The sequence below is a fragment of the Streptomyces malaysiensis subsp. samsunensis genome, from assembly GCF_024519315.1.
Taxonomy (GTDB): domain Bacteria; phylum Actinomycetota; class Actinomycetes; order Streptomycetales; family Streptomycetaceae; genus Streptomyces; species Streptomyces malaysiensis.
On sequence record NZ_JANIIC010000004.1, the window covers coordinates 23,182 to 41,956 of the forward strand.

Annotated in this window: 13 protein-coding genes; 9 read left to right on the top strand and 4 right to left on the bottom strand. The window is 71.0% G+C overall.

Annotation, left to right across the window (positions count from 1 at the left end):
• Window positions 1-7 precede the first annotated feature (7 nt).
• Entirely contained in the window at window positions 8-1,441 is a 1,434-nt protein-coding gene (locus NQU54_RS04460) for an FAD-dependent oxidoreductase (protein WP_257629858.1), read from the top strand.
• A gap of 237 nt (window positions 1,442-1,678) precedes the next feature.
• Window positions 1,679-2,890, top strand: a complete 1,212-nt coding sequence (locus NQU54_RS04465) for a cytochrome P450 (protein ID WP_257629859.1) — start codon at window positions 1,679-1,681, stop codon at window positions 2,888-2,890.
• A gap of 59 nt (window positions 2,891-2,949) precedes the next feature.
• On the opposite strand, the gene NQU54_RS04470 is transcribed toward NQU54_RS04465, so the two are convergent.
• The 3 genes from NQU54_RS04470 to NQU54_RS04480 form a co-directional block, all read right to left on the bottom strand.
• Window positions 2,950-3,864 (bottom strand): TauD/TfdA dioxygenase family protein, encoded by a 915-nt coding sequence (locus tag NQU54_RS04470; protein ID WP_257629860.1) that lies wholly within the window; start codon window positions 3,862-3,864, stop codon window positions 2,950-2,952.
• 167 nt (window positions 3,865-4,031) lie between these two features.
• Entirely contained in the window at window positions 4,032-4,529 is a 498-nt protein-coding gene (locus NQU54_RS04475; protein ID WP_257629861.1) for a sulfotransferase domain-containing protein, read from the bottom strand.
• Between the two features lie 459 nt (window positions 4,530-4,988).
• Window positions 4,989-6,044, bottom strand: a complete 1,056-nt coding sequence (locus tag NQU54_RS04480; RefSeq protein WP_257629862.1) for a methyltransferase — start codon at window positions 6,042-6,044, stop codon at window positions 4,989-4,991.
• A gap of 163 nt (window positions 6,045-6,207) precedes the next feature.
• Between NQU54_RS04480 and NQU54_RS04485 the strand changes: the two genes are divergently transcribed.
• From NQU54_RS04485 to NQU54_RS04515, 7 genes are all read left to right on the top strand, one after another.
• Window positions 6,208-7,374, top strand: coding sequence for a glycine amidinotransferase (locus NQU54_RS04485; RefSeq protein ID WP_257629863.1), 1,167 nt, complete (start codon window positions 6,208-6,210; stop codon window positions 7,372-7,374).
• A gap of 380 nt (window positions 7,375-7,754) precedes the next feature.
• Window positions 7,755-8,609: a thioesterase II family protein gene (locus NQU54_RS04490; protein ID WP_257629864.1), complete on the top strand. Its 855-nt coding sequence runs from the start codon at window positions 7,755-7,757 to the stop codon at window positions 8,607-8,609.
• The gene (locus tag NQU54_RS04495; RefSeq protein WP_257629865.1) at window positions 8,581-8,937 is read left to right on the top strand and encodes a hypothetical protein; all 357 of its coding nucleotides are present in this window, start codon (window positions 8,581-8,583) and stop codon (window positions 8,935-8,937) included. The genes NQU54_RS04490 and NQU54_RS04495 overlap by 29 nt, the downstream gene beginning before the upstream one ends.
• Complete coding sequence (locus NQU54_RS04500; RefSeq protein WP_257629866.1) at window positions 8,934-10,562, top strand: condensation domain-containing protein; 1,629 nt, start codon at window positions 8,934-8,936, stop codon at window positions 10,560-10,562. Before NQU54_RS04495 ends, NQU54_RS04500 begins: the two co-directional genes overlap by 4 nt.
• Complete coding sequence (locus NQU54_RS04505) at window positions 10,553-12,064, top strand: argininosuccinate lyase (protein WP_257629867.1); 1,512 nt, start codon at window positions 10,553-10,555, stop codon at window positions 12,062-12,064. The genes NQU54_RS04500 and NQU54_RS04505 overlap by 10 nt, the downstream gene beginning before the upstream one ends.
• Window positions 12,061-12,993 (top strand): GHMP family kinase ATP-binding protein, encoded by a 933-nt coding sequence (locus NQU54_RS04510; protein ID WP_257629868.1) that lies wholly within the window; start codon window positions 12,061-12,063, stop codon window positions 12,991-12,993. The genes NQU54_RS04505 and NQU54_RS04510 overlap by 4 nt, the downstream gene beginning before the upstream one ends.
• Entirely contained in the window at window positions 12,983-15,214 is a 2,232-nt protein-coding gene (locus NQU54_RS04515; RefSeq protein ID WP_257629869.1) for a pyridoxal-phosphate dependent enzyme, read from the top strand. The genes NQU54_RS04510 and NQU54_RS04515 overlap by 11 nt, the downstream gene beginning before the upstream one ends.
• 94 nt (window positions 15,215-15,308) lie before the next feature.
• Here the strand turns inward: NQU54_RS04515 and NQU54_RS04520 are convergent, their stop codons facing one another.
• Window positions 15,309-18,122 carry a helix-turn-helix transcriptional regulator gene (locus tag NQU54_RS04520; protein WP_257629870.1) on the bottom strand — a complete coding sequence of 938 codons (2,814 nt, stop codon included), beginning with the start codon at window positions 18,120-18,122 and terminating at the stop codon, window positions 15,309-15,311.
• Window positions 18,123-18,775 lie beyond the last annotated feature (653 nt).

Consider the following 18,775-nt stretch of genomic DNA (forward strand, 5'->3'; position numbering starts at 1 on the left):
ATCCCTCATGACACATCCCACCGACGGCAAGGTCTATGACGTCATGGTCGCCGGGGGTGGCCCCGCCGGTTCGTCCGTGGCGGCGTTCGCGGCCATGCAGGGCCACCGGGTCCTGCTGCTGGAGAAGGAGGAGTTTCCCCGGTACCAGATCGGCGAGTCCCTGCTGCCGTCCACGGTGCACGGGATCTGCGGTCTGCTCGGCGTCACGGAGGAACTGGAGAGCGCCGGGTTCGTGCGCAAGCGCGGCGGCACCTTCCGCTGGGGCTCTAACTCCGAGCCCTGGTCCTTCGACTTCGCGCTCTCCGAGAAGTTCGCCGGTCCGACCTCCTACGCCTACCAGGTCGAACGCGCGAAGTTCGACCAGCTGCTCCTCGACAACGCCCGCCGCAAGGGCGTCGAGGTGCGCGAACGGTGCGCGGTGCGCGACGTCCTGGAGGACGACGGCCGGGTCCGCGGTGTCCGGTACACCGACCCGGACGGTGCCGAGCGCGCGGTGCACGCCCAGTTCGTGGTGGACGCCACCGGCAACCAGAGCCGGCTTCAGCGGTACATCGGCGGACAGCGCCGCTACTCGGACTTCTTCCAGAACATCGCGCTGTTCGGCTACTTCGAGGGCGGCCGGCGGCTGCCCTCGCCCAACAGCGGGAACATCACCTGTGTGGCCTTCCCCTCGGGCTGGTTCTGGTACATCCCGCTGAGCGACACCCTCACCTCGGTCGGCGCCGTGGTCCGCAAGGAGTGCGCGGACCAGGTGCGCGGCGACCGGGCCGAGGCGCTGGCCGCGCTGATCGCGGACTGCCCGCTGATCGCCGACTACCTCTCCGACGCCCGGCGGGTGACCAGCGGCCGGTACGGCGAGGTCCGCGTCCGCAAGGACTGGTCCTACCTCCACGACACCTTCTGGCAGCCGGGCATGGCCCTCGTCGGCGACTCCGTGGGCTTCATCGACCCGCTGTTCTCCTCCGGCGTCCATATGGCGACCTACAGTGCCCTGCTGGCCGCCCGCTCCCTCAACACCGCGCTCCGCGGCGACCTGGGGGAGCGCGAGTGCTTCGCGGAGTACGAGGCCCGGTACCGCAAGGAGTACCAGTCGTTCCACGACTTCCTCGTCAACTTCTACGACGTCAACCGCGACGAGCAGCAGTACTTCGAGGTGGCCAGGCGCGTCACCCGGGACACCGCGCCCGGCGCCGGGGCGTTCGTCGGGCTGGTCGGCGGCGGCGCCTCGGACGAGGCGGCGCTGACCTCCGAGTCCTACCGCGACAAGCGCAAGAAGGACCTTCTCGAACAGTCCCGGGCCGTCCACCACGAGGGGCACCGCATCCAGCTACAGGCGGCTTTCGGCGAGGCGGTCGACGACACCCCGCTCAGCGCGGACGGCCTGGTCGTCAGCCAGGACGGCATGCACTGGGAGAAGAGCGTGACGTCCTCGACGGTGTGACGCGTTCGCCGGCCGACGGGGCACCCGGTCCGGCCCGGACCGGGTGCGGTCGGCGGATCCGGAGCGACCTCGCCTTGCCGCCGGGTGGGAGTGAGTGCACAGGCTCGGTGTCGAGCGGGTGGGCGGGCGGGCGGTGGTATCCGAGCGGACGGCCTGCACGTGGGCGGGCCCGTATTCAGCATGCAAGTAGCTTTCGTGCATTGTCACGTAGATGCCGTCGCGAGATGAGGTTTGGCCATGGATGAATCCCTGCACACCGTCACGACGATGCCGACGGCGCGGCAGCCCGGCCGCCCCTTCGACCCGCCTGCGGAGCTGCTCGACGCCCGCCGGCACGGCCCCATCAGCCGCTATATCTTCCCCGGTGGAAAACCCGGCTGGCTGCTCACCGGATACGACCTGATCAAGTCGGTCCTGGCCGACTCGAGGTTCAGCTCACGCCAGGAGCTCATGCTCCACCCGACCATCGACTACACAGACGCCGAGTTCTCTCCGGCGCCGCCCGGTGAGTTCCTCTTCATGGACGACCCCCGGCACAGCCGTTATCGGAAACCGCTCATGGGCAAGTTCACCGTACGGCGGATGCGACTGCTCACCGAGCGGGTCGAGCAGATCACCGCCGACCACCTGGACGCCATGGAGAAGGCCGGGCCTCCGACGGACCTGGTGACCGCGTTCGCCAAGCCCATCCCCGCCATCATGATGTGTGAGCTGCTGGGGGTGGAGCACCAGGACCGGGACTCCTTCCGGGAGCAGATCGACGCGTTCAGGGATGTGGAGGCCGACGGCGAGGATGTGATGGCGGCCTATACGGCGACTCGGAACCATCTCGCGGAGTTGGTGGCCGCCAAGCGCGCGCACCCCACCGACGATGTGCTCAGCGACCTCACCGACAGCGATCTGAACGATGAGGAGCTGAAGGGCATGGCCCTGTTCCTGCTGGCGGCCGGGCTCGACACCACCATGCACATGCTGGCGCTCGGCACCTTCGCGCTGCTGCGCAACCCGGATCAGCTGGCCGCGCTGCGCGCCGACCCCGCGCTCATCGACCGGGCCGTGGAGGAGTTGCTGCGGTATCTGAGCGTCGGCAAGACGTTCATGCGGACCGCGCTGGAGGACGTCGAGCTCGGCGGCCGGACCATCAAGGCCGGCTCGCCGCTGATCCTGTCGTACAACACCGCCAACCGCGACCCCGAGCGCTTCCCCGACCCCCATGTGCTCGACCTTCACCGGCAGGACGGCGGGCACCTGGCCTTCGGCCACGGTGTCCACCAGTGCCTGGGCCAGCAACTGGCCCGCGTCGAGATGCGTGTCGCCTTCCCCGCGCTCCTCAACCGCTTCCCCACACTGCGCCTTGCCATACCGGCCGAACAGGTCCCCCTCCGCCCGGAGGCGGACATCGCGGACGTCTATGGAGTGAAGAGTCTCCCGGTCACCTGGGATGCGTGACCGGCCACGACGGTGCCGCGGACGATCGGCGGCAGGCCAGGGCACTTCCAGCGGAGCGCTCAGTAGCCGACGCGGGCGTTGATGCGGCGCGGGTAGTACCGTTCGTCGCCGATCTGCTCGTAGTCGGGCTTGCGCGGGGTGTCGCTCGTGGGCAGGTCCCCGGAGACGACGACGCGCCGGCCGCGGCGGTATTCCTGGTAGTCGTTGATGGCGACGTGCTGGGTGGCCCGGTTGTCCCAGAGTGCCACGGTGTGCGGGTCCCAGCGATGCCGGCAGGTGAAGCGCGGCTGCTCGGAGTGCTCGAACAGGTGCTGGAGCACGGCGTCGCTCTCGTGCCGGGACAGCTGCGGGATGTGCGAGGTCCACATCCGGGTGACATAGAGCGACCGGCGCCCGGTTACCGGGTGGACCCGCACGACGGGGTGCTCGGCGGACATCTCGACGACCGGCGGTACCTTCAGCACGTGGACGGCGGTGAGGCCCTCGAGCATCTCCTGGAACGTCGGGGACAGAGTCTCGTACGCGAGGTACTGGTTGCTCCACATGGTGTCGCCGCCCGATGGCGGGCAGGTGATCAGGTGCAGGATCGCGGCGATGGGCGGATTGGGACTGAAGCTGACGTCGATGTGCCACTCGTCGGCCTTCCCACCCTTGTCGGGCTCGATCAGCGTGACCTCGGGGTAATCCTCCAGCCTGGGCAGGTTCGGGTGGACCTTGACGTCGCCGAAGCGCCTGCCCAGCGCCACGTGCGCCGTCGGGGTCAGGTTCTGCTGGTCCGGGAAGAACAGCACGAGGTGTTCGAGCATGAGCGCGTGGATCCGGTCGAACTGCGCGTCCGTGACCTCGTTCAGATCGATTCCGCGCACCTCGGCGCCGAGGGCGCCGGAGACGAGGCGGATGTCGAGGCCGTCGCCGGAAGCGGAAGCGGCGGCCGGAGCAGTGGTGGTGGGCTGCCGGGATGCGGACTGCGTCACAGAGGTATCTCCTTCATCTGTAGGGGAGCCGAGGTATGAGGGAGGGCGGTGGCGGCGCGGTGGTTCGGCCCCCGGCACCCGGTGGGAGCGCGGACCGGGTGCCGGGCCGACCTGCTGGAACCGGTCCAGCGGGGTCATCGGCAGGGGCTGAGGCCCGCCGCCAGAGGTCATCCGAGTGCGCTCGCTCCGCCGCCGTCGGCGGGCGGATCGCGGTGCAGCCAGTCCAGGAACGGCTGCGGAGCGAGGGGTGCGACCCGCTTCCGGTACGCCTCCAGGTCGTCCTCGGTCAGGAGCTCGCGGCCGGCGCCCGAGCGTCCTTCGCGGAAGAATTCCACCGGATCCGTGAGGATTTCCGTGTCCGGCGCCAGCCACTCCGCGCGGGCCTTCATCTCGTCGAACGTCGCGGCCTTCACCAGCTCGGGCCAGACCGCCTCGTCCACGGTGATGCCCAACCACTCGGCCAGCGCGGCCATTTGGCCCGCGAGGTCGGTGCACAGGTCGTCGTAGTGCAGGAGCCTGACGTTCGGCTGCGCCCGCCGTTTCCAGGCGTCGAGGGGATGATGGAGCTCGGCAGCGGCCACGTCCTGTTCCCAGCCGTCGCCCGGATCGGGCTGACACCACTTCAGCAGCCACTCGCGCTCCGGCGGAAGCGTGAGCGAGGTCACCGGCACGCACCGGGAAGTCGTCCCAGCGGGCGCAGATCCGGCGCGGTGCTTCCGTCATCATCGGCTCCCGACCCGTGGGAGGTCGTCGCTCGGCACCCATGCGCCACCGTCACAGGTGGCCGGAGGCGGCACGGGGCGACATTTCTTCAGGATCGGGTCTTGGCCACTCATATGACGGCACTCCTCAAATGAGAACGAGAGGCGGCGGATACCGCCCCAACCTGCCGCCGTCGTCGAGGGGAAACATCCACAATCACCACAGTTACGGCCGTACGGCGGTCCCTCCGCCGCGCGGCGAGCGCGAGGACGACCGTACGGCGCCGAGACTGGCGCTGATGACCCGACGACCGGCGACCGAGTGCCGACGATCGAGCCCCGGCAGCCGGCCGTCGCTTCGTCAGACGGGGGCGGCCGGCTCCGACAAGGCGGGTGCCATGACCATCCTGTGGTCTGCGTTTGTCAACGCTTGACGCCCAGGCTCAGCCCGTGCTCGTACGGCAGCCCGCCGACCGTCCTGACCTCCTCGAACCCGGCCCGGCCGAGCCACCGTTCGTAGTCCCGGGCCGGGTAGGCCATGCCCCGGCCGCTGGCGAGAACGTTGAAGTAGAGCCCGAGCCGGGCGCCGAAGATCCCTTCCGTCTCGTCGTCCGAGACGTTGTAGCCGTAGAGCAGCACCTTCCCGCCCGGCGGCAGCGACGCGTACGCCTTGCCCAGCAGGTGCAGGATGCCGTCCTCGTCGAAGATCTCCAGGACATGGCTGAACAGCACCGCGTCCGGACCGTCCGGGAACGGGTCGGTGAAGATGTCGCCCGCGAGGAGGTCCACCCGGTCCGGTCGCCCGGCGGAATGTCCGGCGTCCTGTCCGCCGTCCGCGAGTCGCGACACGCTCGGCATGTCGAACACCGTCGACCGCATCCCCGGATGGCGCGCGACCAGCCGCGCCGATGTGCTGCCGTCGCCACCACCCACGTCCAGGACGTGCTGGACGTCCCCGAACACGGGTTGCTCGATCAGCGCGTCCACCGAGCGGAGCGTGAACGCGGTCATCGCCCGGTGGAAGACCTCCTCCAGCGGTGGATTGTGCGCAAGCCGCTCGTAGAGGGTCGGCTCGTCGCCGGGGTGGATGCGCAGCGCGGTGTTGGTGCCGGCCCGCAACGCCTGCGTCATATGGGCGAACGCCGGATAGTACACCTCCTTCCAGCCGGTCAGGATGTGGCGCCAGCTGTCCGGCCCGTCCGGGGCCAGCAACTCCTCGGCGACGGCGGAATTGTGGTAGCCGCCGTCCCTGCGTTCCAGCAGCCCGGTCGTGCACACCGCCTGTAGCAGGACGCGCAGCTGATGGGCGGGCAGCCCGCTGAAAGCGCGGATCTCCTCCGCCTGGGCGCCCGGTTTCCCGGACAGGAAGGAGAAGACGCGCAGTTCGGCGGCGGTGGTGACGGCGTTGAACAGTGCGGGTGCGTTGACGAGGAAATGGAACCGGTCGAGAACCGGGTCGTCTTCATGCTCGTTCTTCATGACTCTCCGCATGGTGGTGGTTTTCGCAAAGCCCTTCGGCTTCATACCAGGAAAAGCCGGGGCGGAGACTCATCCGGGTCCGTAACTGCGGTGAGTACTGGTGCGGTGGTCCCGCGCTCTCCCGGAGTATCGGGGATACCCCGATGAGTAGGCGGTGCCCTGCGTGCGTTTGAACAGCTTTGACGAATGGTCGCCCTTGCGGGAAGTGGTCGTCGGATCCGCGGAGAACTATGTCTCCCACGAGCGGGAACTCTCCTTCGACCTTTTCTTCCACGACAATCTCGTGCACGACAATGCCGAACAGCGGGGATCTGGCCGGTCCGAGTGGTACTACCCTCGGCTGACCGCCCGCCGTGGCGAATCCGGCCGGTGGCACACGCCAGTGGCCCGACGGTACGTGGACGAGCTGAACGAGGACCTGGAAGGGCTCGCCGACACCCTGCGCTCCCTCGGCGTCACCGTCCACCGGCCGCTCACGCTGCCCGCGGACACCGCGGAGGTCACGACCCCCGCCTGGTCCGCGTCCGTCGTCCCGCCGCTGAACGTCCGCGACAACACGCTCATCGTCGGCGACGAGATCATCGAGACCTCACCGATGATCCGCTCCCGCTACTTCGAGACGCAACTCCTCAAGCCGCTCTTCCAGGACTACTTCCGCCGCGGCGCCCGCTGGACCGTTATGCCGCGCCCGCTCATGACCGATGCCTCCTTCGACCTGTCGTACGCGGGCACCGCGACTGCCGGCGGGCCCACCGAGCCCGTCGAGGACCCGCGGCCCTCACCCTGGGACGTGGGGGTGGAGATGATGTTCGACGCCGCCCAGTGCCTCCGGCTCGGGCGGGACATCGTCGCCAACGTCTCCACCGAGCACCACGCACTCGCCGTCACCTGGCTGGAGCGCCACCTCGAAGGACGCTTCCGCATCCACCGGGTGCACAAGCTGAGCGACAGCCATATCGACAGCATGGTGCTGGCCCTGCGCCCCGGCCTGCTGCTGGTCCGCTCCGACGCGGTGGCCGACGCGCTGCCGCCCGCGCTGCGCCGCTGGGACCGGATCGTCGCCCCCACACCCCGGCAGAACAACTTCCCCCGGTACGAGGCCGACGCGCTCATCCTGACCAGCCCCTTCATCGACCTCAACGTGCTGTCCGTCGACTCGGAGACCGTCCTGGTCAACGAGGCCAGCCCGGAACTGGTCCGGACCCTGGAGGACGCGAAGTTCACCGTCGTCCCGGTACGCCATCGGCACCGGCGGCTGTTCGGCGGCGGCTTCCACTGCTTCACCCTCGACACCGTCCGCGACGGCGGACCCGAGGACTACCTCACCTGACCCAGGAACGGCCGGTGTCCCGCGTACCAGGCCGTCGCACGGAAAGGGGCGCGCGACGTATGGACGAGCATCCGCTGACGCGGTATCCGGAGCAGATCCGGACCGGCCGTGGCGACGGCCGCCGCGAGTGGACCCGCCGCGGGCTGTCGCGAGCCGGTGGGGGCGAGGGCGCGGCCCCGCGCGTGCGCGGAGCGGGGCGTGGCGGAGGCCCCCGAGGACGTCATCCGGCGTGATCGCGCCTCGGCGTCCTCGTCCTGGCGTGGCCCGCCCTGGACGCATTCGCCCTGAGCGCCCGTGACGAGGGGATACCAGCCGGACAACCACGCGCACCCGCCGCATCACGGCCAGCACCGACAAGCCGAAGGGACACCGACCCCGCCATGGCACCGCCCGTCACCCCCGCCAGTCCGTGGTTCCGCAGATTCCACCCGCGTCCGGACGCCGAGGTCGCTCTGGTCTGCCTGCCGCACGCGGGAGGATCCGCGAGCAGTTACTTCTCCCTGTCGTGGCGTCTCTCCGCGAGTGCCGACGTCCTCGCCGTGCAGTACCCGGGGCGCCAGGACCGGCTGCACGAACCGTGCCTGGACAGTGTGCGGGACCTCGCCCGTGGGGTCGCGGCGGACCTGGAACGACTGGTGGCGGGGCGGCCCTTCGCCCTGTTCGGCCACAGCATGGGTGCCGCCGTCGCCTTCGAACTGGCACTTCTCCGCCGGCGCGAGGGCGCCCGCGCGCCCCACACCCTGTTCCTCTCCGGCCGTGGCGCCCCCGCGTGCGGCACCGACCGCGGGATCCGCTTCCTCGACGACGACGGCCTGATCGCCGAGGTACGGCGGCTGGCGGGCACGGACGCCCTCGTCCTCGACGACCCCGACCTGGTCGAGCTGGCCCTGCCGTCGCTGCGCGCGGACTACACGGCCGCCGAGACCTACGACGCCGGACCCGGCGCCGTCGTGCACTGCGACATCGTCGCGCTCACCGGGGACGGCGACGACCATGTCGGGATCGCCGACGCCGAGGACTGGCGCGACCACACCACGGGCGCCTTCGACCTCCGGGTCTTCAGCGGCGGCCACTTCTTCCTCGGCGAACATGAGCCGCGGATCGCGGATATCGTCGGTACCGCCCTGCGCGCGGCGGAACGCCCCCGCCCCGGCACCCGGGGGCCCGGCGCCCGAGGACCCGGCGCCCGAGGAAAGGAGGACGACCGTGCGCGTTCGATCCGTGACGCGGGCTGACCGCTCTCACCCGCTGCCGATGGTCCCGCTCGCCCGGCCGCTGTCCGTGGCCGGCCACGAGGCCCAGGCCGTCGGCACCCCCGCCCTCGCCGGCCCCGGTCTGTCGGCCCACGCCGCGCCCGACGGCGGCGGCGTCCTCGCCGCCGACACGGCCGCGGCCCTCGGCGACCTCACCACCGACGTGCTGCGCGAGGGCGTCCAACGGCTCGGCCACCAGCCCTCGTTGAGGACCGGGGCCGAGCGGCCGCGCGCGGAGAACCTCGCCAGGCCGGGCCCGCACGACCTCGCGCCCGTGCCGGAGCGCCGCACCGCGGAGCGCCGCCGATGACGGGACGCGAGCCGGTGGTCACCGGTGGCGGCCGATCCGCCCCCGGCGAAGACCGGCCGCCGCCGGCCTCCTACGCCCAGGAGCGTGCCTGGTTCGCGTCCCGGCTCACCCACGATCCGCCGACGTACTGCGTGGTCGAGGAGTTCCCCCTGCACGCGGACATCGCCGCGTCCGACATCCGCGAAGCCCTCGCCCTCCTGACGGCACGCCACGAGCCGCTGCGCACAGGACTCCGCGTCCTCGACGGGCAGGTGACCCAGGATGTGCGCCCTAAAGTGGAACTGCCCGTCGAATGGGTCGACTTGACCGGACTCGACCGCACCGAACAGGAGGAGGCGAGAGACTCCCTGCGCGCCGCGCTGGCACGCCGGCCGTTCGACCTGGAGCGGCCGCCGCTGTGGCGGGCGGCGATCCTCGGGCTGGGGGAGGGGGCGTGGTCGGTGATCCTCGCCGCCCACCACACCGTCTACGACAGCGCCTCCCGCTTCAACGCGCACGCCGAGCTCATCGAGATCTGCGCTGCCGTGGAGGAGGGGCGTGAGCCCAAACTCCCGCACCTCCCCCGCACCTACAGCGATCACGCCAGGCGCGAGCGCGCTCGTCTCACGTCCGCCCGACGCGCGGAGCTCGCCACTCATTGGCGCTCCCGCCTCGCCGGGCTGCCACCGGTCCACACATTGCCGCTTGACCGGCCCCGCCCCCCGACTCGCACCTTCCGCGGTGCCGAGGTGCGCGCCCCGCTGCCTGCCGGTGTCCTCGCCGCCATCAACGCCGGTGCACGCCACCACGGCACCCGCCCCGTCGTGCTGCTCCTCGCCGCGTACACCGCCCTGCTGCACCACCACTCCGGCGCCGTGGACATCAGCCTCGGCCTGCCCGTGGCCGGGCGCGCCGAGGCCGAGACACTGCCCATGGTCGGCACCCTGGTCAACATGCGTGTCCTGCGCGTCGACGCCACCGGCGACCCCGACATCGCGGTGCTCGTCCGCCGGCTGGACGCCGCCCTCAGCGCCGACGAGCGATACGACATTCCGTTCCAGACCCTCGTCGAACTGCTGCCCGCTCCGCGCCTGCCCGGAGTCCCGCCCCTGTACCAACTCGCCTTCAATCACGCTCCCGCGGGCGATCTGGGAGCGCCCGTGTCCTCCTGCGAGGAGGATCTGCTGCTGGACATCACCGACGACACCCTCCGGATCGTCTACGACGTGGCCCTGTTCGACCGTCCCACCGCCCAGACACTGCTGTCCGACTACCTGCGCCTGCTCCCCGCCGCCCTGGACACCCCGGGCATGCGGCTGTCCGGGCTGGGAGCCGTCCTCGGCCTCCGCCGCTCCGCGACGAAGGCGCGCCCCCCGGCCGGGCGGCCTGCCGCGGCCGCCCCCCGGACACCGGCCCAGAAGTACGTGGCCGCGGTGTGGGGGGATCTCCTGGACGTGGACGTCGTCGACGTCCACCAGGACTTCTTCAGCCTCGGGGGCCACTCGCTCCAGGCCCTGCGCCTGTTGTCCCGCATCGCCCCGTACGACCCCGAGGCGACGCTTCGGGCCTTTTTCGCCGACCCGACAGTGGCCGGACTCGCCACCGTATTGCAGCGCATGTGCCCCGGGAGGACGGTATGGCAGTGACCGGCCGGATCGACGGCATCCCCCACGACGTCTGGCACACGGAAGTGCTCGCACCGCAGTTCACCTACGAGGTGAAACATCTCCTCGGCCACTACCTCGCCATCGAGAAGGTCCTCCTTCTGGAATACGTCCGCATGGACCTGGTCGGCGCCGCGGACGCGGCCGCCCTCGGCACCCGGCTCGACGCCCTGGGTCCCGACGCCGTACGCGCCGACCCCGAACAGAACATGTCCGATATCTCCTTCGCGGTGGAACGGCACGTCCAGACCGGTGACACCCCTCCCTTCCCCGCCTGGCACGTCGACCGCAGCCGCAACGACCTCCAGGCATGCGCCCAGCTGATGGCCGCCCGCGAGGACCTCGCGGCCGTCGCGGAAGACCTGGCCGCGTTCGCACGGGCGGTCCTCGACCTCGCCGGTCGGTACACCGACACGCCCATGCCGGGGTACACCCACGGCCAGGCCGCCCAGATCATCAGCCCCGGCTTCCACCTCGCCGCGCTCGCCGCCGAGACGATCGGCGCGCTGCGCCGCATGCTGCACACCTACGACGAATGCGATGCCTGTCCCCTGGGCGCCGGCACCATGGCCGGGCAGGAACTGCCGTGGGACCGCGCCCGGATGGCCGATCTCCTCGGATTCGCGCGTCCTCAGCCGCACGCCCTGGTGGCCGTCGCCTCCCGCACCTGGACCACCCTGATCGCGGGGGACCTCGCCCACTACGCCGTCGTCCTCAGCCGCTTCACCACCGACCTCATGACCTGGGCCGGCAGCGGGTTCGGCTTTCTGGACCTGCCCGACGAACTGGCCGGCATCTCCGCCGCCATGCCGCAGAAGCGCAACTTCCCCGTCCTGGAACGCATCCGTGGCCGCTGTGCCCATGTCGTGGGCCGCGCCACCGACATCGCCGCCGGACAGCGCAACACCCCGTACACCAACACCGTCGAGGTCTCGAAGGAATCCGGCGGCCAGCTGCGGGTCCAGGTCGACACGATGCGCTCCGTGCTGCGCCTGGCCCACGCCGTCGTCGACGGCGCCACCTTCCGCGCCGACCGCATGCGCGCCGCATGTGCCGAGGACCACCTGGGAGGATTCACCCTCGCCAACCGGCTCACCCTCGACCAGGGCATTCCCTGGCGCACGGCCCAGATCATCGCCGGACGGTACGTCAGACACGCCGTGCGCAAGGGCCTGACCTCCGGTGAGCCCGACGCCGCGCTGCTGCGCGACTGTGCCGCCGAGTCCGGCTATGACCTCGAAGGCATTGGTGATATCGGTGATACCGGCGACCTGCTCACGGCGGCCTTCGACGTCGACCGCGGACTGCACGCCAAGCGGTCGGCGGGCTCCGCCCACCCCGACCGGGTACGAGAGCTGCTCGCCGGGCAGGACACCGAACTCGACGTCCTCGGCTCCGCCTGGGCCGAGCGTGCCGCCCGTCGGGCAGAGGCCACCGGCCGCCACGGCACCCTGCTCACCGACCTCGGTCAGCGGTCGTCATGACGGAACCGGCACTCGTCGCCCGGCGCGCGGGCGTGGACCTGAACGAGGGCACCGCCGCCGCCTGCGGCACCTTCGGAGAACTGCTCCAGGGCGTCCTGCCCGACGGCACCGACTTCCTGGTCACGTTCCCCATCACCCGCGGCACCCGTGCGTGGTTCCGGTACGACCGGGTCGGTCCGCTGCGGGTCTACCCCGCCCACAAGACCAAGTCGCTCCGCCTGGCGCGGAGCATGCTCGACGCCCGGTGCGCGAGCGGCGGCGGCTCCCTCGTCCTCGACAGCGATCTGCTCATCGGCAAGGGCCTCGCCAGTTCGTCCGCCGACCTCGTCGCGACGGCCCGGGCCGTCGGTACCGTCCTCGGTCTGGACACCTCGCCCGCCACTGTCGAGGACTGGCTGCGTCCCATCGAACCCACGGACGGCGTCATGCACCCCGGGATCGTCGTGTTCGAGCACCGCGCCGTCCGGTTCCGCGCCCGCCTGGGAACCCTGCCGCCCACCACCGTCGTCGCGGTCGACGAGGGCGGCCGGCTCGACACGGTCGCCTACAACCGGCGCGACAGACGGGTCCCGCCCGTGCTGAGAGCCGGGTACGCACACCTTGTCGACGACCTCGCCGCGGCGGTACGCGACAGCGACCTCCAGGGCGTCGGCGCCGTCGCCACCCGCAGCGCCCGGCTCAACCAGCGATGGCTGCCCAAGCACAACCTCGACGCTCTTCTCCGCATGGCCGACGACCTCGGTGCCCTGGGAGTGATGTGCGCCCACAGCGGCACCATGGCCGGGGTCCTGCTGGACGCCACCGCCCCGGGCCACCGCGACACGCTCGCCGCCGTCAAGGCCGCCTGTGCCCGGCTGCCCGGCACCGTGTCCGTCTACCGATCCGCCACCCCATCAGGCGCCTTCCCAGGGAGCACGCATGCGTCATGACACCCTCATCGACGCCATCGGCAACACTCCGGTCGTCCGGTTGCGCATGGATGTCCCGGAGGACGTGGAGGTCTACGCCAAGCTCGAAATGCACAACCCGTACGCGATGAAGGACCGGGTCGCCCGCCGCATGATCCTCCAGGCCCGCCGCACGGGTGCCCTGACGGACGGGGCGCCCATCGTGGAGAGTTCCTCGGGCACCATGGCGCTCGGCATCGCCCTCGTCGGCACCTACCTGGGCCATCCCGTCCACATCGTCAGCGATCCCCGCATCGACCCCGTCACCCTCGCCAAACTGACGGCGATGGGCTGTACGGTCCACATCGTCGAGGCGATGACGTCCCAGGGATGGCAGAGCGCCCGGCTGGAACGCCTCGCGGAGCTCGTCCAGGACCTGCCCGGCGCCTACTGGCCGCGGCAGTACAGCAACCCGGACAACCCCGCCGCCTACCGCGCCCTCGCCGAAGAACTCATGGACGACCTGGGGACCGTGGATGTCCTGGTCGGCTCCGTCGGCAGCGGTGGTTCGCTGTGCGGAACGTCCGCCGCGCTCCTCGAGCGGCTCCCGGACCTCAAGGTCGTCGGAGTGGACTGTGTCGGCAGCGTCCTGTTCGGCCAGCCCGACATGGCGACCCGCAAGCAGAGCGGCCTCGGCAACAGCCTGTTCCCCGACAACATCGACTACCGGCTCATCGACGAAGTGCACTGGCTCTCCGACGACGAGGCGTTCGACGCCACCCACGGCCTCGCCCGGGAACAGAAGATCTTCGCCGGCAACACCTCCGGCTCCGTCTACCGAGTCCTGTCCCACCTGGCCGCCCGTGCCGCACCGGGCACCCGTCTGGTCGGCATCATGCCTGACCGTGGCGACCGCTACGCCGATAGCGTCTACCGGCACCAGCCGTCCGGCCCGGTCGCCCAGGCACCCGCACGGGTGGCGTTCGGTACGACCGTGACCAGTTGGTCGTACGCGTCCATCCCACGCCACGACCGTCCGGTGCTGGTCTTCCTGGAATCCAACACCACCGGCACGGGAACGCTCGCTCTGCGCACCGCGACCCGGCTCGGCTTCGCCCCCGTCCTCCTGACGGCGGACCCCGGCCGCTACGCCGCGTTCGGCACCGCCGGCTGCCCCACCGTCACCTGCGACACCGAAGACCCCACGGCCGTGCTGGACGCGGTTCGCGGGGCCGCCGGCGGACGTACCGTCGCCGGTGCCACCACGACCAGCGACTTCTACCTGGAGCACACGGCGCGCCTGGCCGGCTCGCTGGGTCTGCCCGGCCACGCTCCCGCGACGGCGGCCGCCTGCCGGAACAAGGCCCTGACCAGGGCAGCCCTGCGGAACGCGGGTGTGCCCCAGCCCGCGCACGCCGTCGTCGCGGACATCGCCGGGGTCCCGGAGGCGGTTGCGCGTGTCGGCGTGCCCTGTGTCGTCAAACCGGTCGACGGATCCGGCTCACAGGACGTGCGGTGGTGCCCGGACGAGGCCACCGCCGTGGAGCACGCCGCCCGCGTCCTCGCCGTCACGGAGAACGTGCGCGGGCAGAAGAGCGCGGGAGAGGCGCTCGTCGAGGAGTTCGTCGGCGGTGCGGAGTACAGCGTGGAGATGTTCTGCACCGGGGGCGAGGCCGTGTGCGTGGGGGTCACCCGGCGGACCATGACCCCGTTGCCCCACTTCGTGGAGACCGGGCACCTCTTTCCGGCAGGTCTGCCGGCGGCGCGGCAGGCTGAACTGGCGGAGGCCGCCCGGCAGGCGCTCAAGGCCGTCGGGTTCGAGCACGGCCCCGCCCACATCGAGATGCGGCTGACCCCGGTGGGACCCGTGGTCATCGAGATCAACGGGCGGCTCGCCGGTGGCATGATCCCCGAGATCGTCCGCGCCGCGACCGGGCTCGACCTCCTCGAACAGCAGGTCCGTGCTGCCACCGGACTGCCGACGTACCTGGAGCCGGCTCGTTCCCGCCAGGCGGGGCTGCGTTTCCTCACCGCGGGGGACGTCGGCCGGCTGGTGGCCATCACGGGAACCGCGGCCGCCGAACGGGTGCCCGGCGTGATGGCCGTCGTCACCACCGGCACGCCCGGCCGCGCGGTCCGGCCGCCCAGGGACGCCTACGACCGCCTCGGCCACATCATCGCGGTCGGTGACACTCCGCAGGAGGTGGAGGCCACACTGGACACGGCGATGGCGCTGGTACGGGTGGAGACCACCGCCGGCTGAGCGACGCCGGAGAGTGCGTGGGGGCACACCCGCCGCTCGGGTGTGCCCCCACGCATGCCGCCGCGGCTCACCGCGCCAACCGCCTGTTCGAGCTTCAGGTGTGCCCGCTCGCCGAGTTGTCGAGGGCCTCCCGCAAGCTGCGACGTCCCGGAATGCCCAGCTTGCGGTAGCAATTCGTAAGGTGCTTCTCGGTCATCCGGGATGATATGCCCAGTTGCTCCGAGATCTCCGTATTGCTGCTGCCCTCGGCCGCCAGCCGCGCCACTCTGAGTTCCGCCCGGGTCAGCCGGGATTCCTCCATTTTGGTGCTTGTGTATTCCCTTTCCAGCTTGGCGCTGATTTTCTGCACCATCCAGTCGGCGCCGCATTCCATACCCAGGTCGTATGCCCGTCTCAAAGTGTCCGTCGACCGTATCCGGCTCGTTTTCTCGTGGCTTCCCAAGGCGTACAGCGCCCGGCACAGCTCATGGCTGTTACTCCCCCTCTCCAGTACGGCGACGGCCTCCTCCAGCACGTGGGCCCCCCGGTGTCCGGGGATGATCCGGCCCAGTGCGACGAGTGCGTGGCCCTCCGCCGCCGGGGTGCCCCACTCACGTGCCCGTTCCACCTCCAGCCGAGCGGCACTCAGCGCCTGGTCATGCTCGCCGAGGCGGTGATGCATCAGGGCGGCGCACGAGGACCATGGCAGCAGGACGGGGTTGAGCCATCCGATCCGCTCCATCCGCTGGCCGGCCGTGCGGAAGTGGGTGAGGGCACTCCGCGGCTCATGGCGCCGGGCCGCGAGCAGGCCGCGCGCCATATGCAGCAGCGCGGCCAGATACTGGTTGGTGTGGCCGAGCCGATGACGGGTGAGGAACTCCTCCGCCAACTCCGGCTCTTCGCTGTGCAGCGCGACGATGGCGAGGATGGGGGTGCAGAGCGCGGGCAGACCGCTCGCCTCCGGACCGGCGAGGACATCGGCCCGCAGCATCTCCTGCTTGGCGTCGGCCACATCGCCGACAGCCAGCGCGATCATGGCCTGTTCGGCCCGTATGACCGCCCGCTCCACCTCTCCGCCCTGACGGTGCGCCCGTCGACCGGCCACGCGCAGCCAGTCGGCCATCCCTTCCGTACGCCCCCCGGCGGCCAGGACGTTCACGGCCAGCGGCAGCGTGGTGTGGACGTGCTCCGGGCCCGGCCGCTCCCGCTCCAGCAACTGGGCGCACAAGGCCGCCGATTGACCGGCCGTTGTGCTGTTGGTGACGAACGCGATATGCGCAAGCGAGGCGACCAGCTCCCGTTGACCGGTTGTGCGCAGCGGCGGGCGCGGGCCGAGCTCCCTGAGCCTGCGCATGGCCTCGGGGACATGGGAGGGGTCATGGGCGGCCAGGGCGTGTCTGCGGGCCTCCAAGCGCAGGGCCAGCTCGCTCGTCACAGGGTCGTCCGCGCCCGGTCCGTCCAGGCCATCGGCTATGTCGCGCATCAACGAGTCGATGGTGAATTCCGCCGGTTCCATCAGCAGCGGGCCCAGCCGTGTCACGGCGGCCGCGCGATCCCGGGCGGTGCCGAGCAGCGGTAGGGCCTCGGCGACGTGGCGCAGCGCGGACATGGTGGCGAAGCTGCGCTCCGCCGACGCCAGATCGGTCAGCAGATCCGTGCGGACGGAGCCGACGGCCGAGCTGTGCAGCAGGGCCTGCCTCAGATAGCGTGCCGCGTCGCGGGGCGCGCCCCAGCGCAGTGCGCTGTCCGCGGCCTCGCGGAGGATGCGGACGGCTTCGGGGGTGTGCGGGGCAGGGGCGGACAGCAGCTGCTCCGCGGCGACTTCAGCCGGATGCCCCGCTCGGTGCAGGAGCTCCGCGGCCATGCTCCGCATGGCGGTGAGCTCTTCGGCGGGAATGCCGTCCACCAGGGCGTCCCAGAGGAGCGTTCCGCCCGCTCGGGCACCGGACCGCTCGTCGAGGAAGCCCAGGAGCCCCAGCACACGGACCGCCTCCGCGTGCCGGTGCGCGTCCAGCCCGGCGAGCTGGGCCGTGACCGGTAGGTCCACGGTCCGGCCGAGCACGGCCAACGCGTTGGCCGTGCGTCGTACATGATCGGGCTGGGACCGGAGGAAACCGGCCAGGCGCGGGTACAGGTGGTCGGGGCGCAGCGCGCGGACGGCGTCGGCGTTCGCGGCGGTCGGGCTCAGCCCATGGAACCGCACCTCGTCCATCAGAGACCGCGTCAACAGAGGATTGCCGCCGGATCGCTCATACAGGGCGCCGACGAACTCCTCTTCCGCCGTCGTCTCGAACGCGTCCCTGATCAGGGCCCGTGTGCCGATGGGGCCGAGGGCGGACAGGACCACCGTCCGGTCCGCGGTTCCGAGCAGGTCCTTCATGGCGGGCCGTTCGGCGCGCACGTCGCCCGGCAGAACCGAGAACACGAACAGCAGCCGCCGGCCGTGCCGCCGGGCCACTTCCCGAGCCAGCGCCCGCAACGACTCGGTGTCGGCCATGTGCAGATCGTCCACCAGCACGAGCAGGGCTCTGTCCGCCGACACCGTGTCCAGGAGAGACATCAGGTCCCTCGGCGTGTGCTCGGGTGTGGTCCGGGGCACCTGCCCGGGGGCCGTTGCTATCCCACCGGGCTTGGCCACCATGGCCGTGGTGGCCCGCGCCCTCGTGGACCACACCGGGACGCCACAGCGGCCGGAGTCCGCCAATTGGCGCACCACACCGAGCGCCAAGCCTTCCTCCGCGGCAGACGCCTGGGCTCTGAGGAGCCCGGTCCGCTCCTCCTGCGCCAGCTGGGCGAGAGCTTCCAGGAACGACGATTTGCCCGTGCCCAGCGGGCCTCGGACGACAAGGAGCGATCCGCTTCCGCTTACGGCCTGCCGCAGGGCGGCTGCTGCCTTCGCCAGTTCAGTCCTGCGTTCCAGTAACACCATGCCCTCCTCAATGCGGTAACGCCTGGGCCAGAGGCTTCGGTCGGCTTCTTCGAGGAGGCGTCACCGTCGTTCGGGCGAGGCGGATGGCCGGCGCCGTTTCACCACGGCGGGGATCGGCCTCGCACAGCGAGAACGGGAGCCAACGTCCCAACCTGCCCGGTGGCAGAGGTGGCGTCGGCCGGGACGCTACGGCCGGAAGCAGCCGAGGCTTGCACGCCTCGGCGTCGCGTCATCGACGCCGGTGGAGCTCATCGTCGCGGCCATGGTCCGGTGGTCGCCCAAGCCCATCTGGTCGATGGCGCCAGGAACGGCCTGCCCGCGGCGCTGAACCCGTGTGTAGCCGCCCGGCCCGTTCGGCCACACCGCTCGTGACCGCGGTGATGGCGGTCAGGCCCGAGACGTCCGCGCACCGGGGAAGGCGTCTCCATCACACCATCCGGGCTCTCTTCGATGGTGGGCCGCGGGGTCGCCCCGGTGTGCCCGATGAGCGCTACGGTGGTCCCGCTGGTGGCTGGAACCGGTCCGCAACCGCGGCCCCGGTGCCCCTACCGGTAGCGGGGATGACGACTTGGACGGGATTCTGTTGGCTCACGAGTTTCTCGTCTTTCGTATATGCCAGGTCGGAACAGCCCGGCTTTGTCGCCCCCGCGGCC

Bases quoted from the DNA above. Each gene is read 5' to 3' on its own strand.
- NQU54_RS04520 (WP_257629870.1), bottom strand. From the start codon at position 18,122: ATGGTGTTACTGGAACGCAGGACTGAACTGGCGAAGGCAGCAGCCGCC.
- NQU54_RS04480 (WP_257629862.1), bottom strand. From the start codon at position 6,044: ATGAAGAACGAGCATGAAGACGACCCGGTTCTCGACCGGTTCCATTTC.
- NQU54_RS04490 (WP_257629864.1), top strand. From the start codon at position 7,755: ATGGCACCGCCCGTCACCCCCGCCAGTCCGTGGTTCCGCAGATTCCAC.
- NQU54_RS04505 (WP_257629867.1), top strand. From the start codon at position 10,553: ATGGCAGTGACCGGCCGGATCGACGGCATCCCCCACGACGTCTGGCAC.
- NQU54_RS04465 (WP_257629859.1), top strand. From the start codon at position 1,679: ATGGATGAATCCCTGCACACCGTCACGACGATGCCGACGGCGCGGCAG.
- NQU54_RS04515 (WP_257629869.1), top strand. From the start codon at position 12,983: ATGCGTCATGACACCCTCATCGACGCCATCGGCAACACTCCGGTCGTC.
- NQU54_RS04500 (WP_257629866.1), top strand. From the start codon at position 8,934: ATGACGGGACGCGAGCCGGTGGTCACCGGTGGCGGCCGATCCGCCCCC.
- NQU54_RS04460 (WP_257629858.1), top strand. From the start codon at position 8: ATGACACATCCCACCGACGGCAAGGTCTATGACGTCATGGTCGCCGGG.
- NQU54_RS04510 (WP_257629868.1), top strand. From the start codon at position 12,061: ATGACGGAACCGGCACTCGTCGCCCGGCGCGCGGGCGTGGACCTGAAC.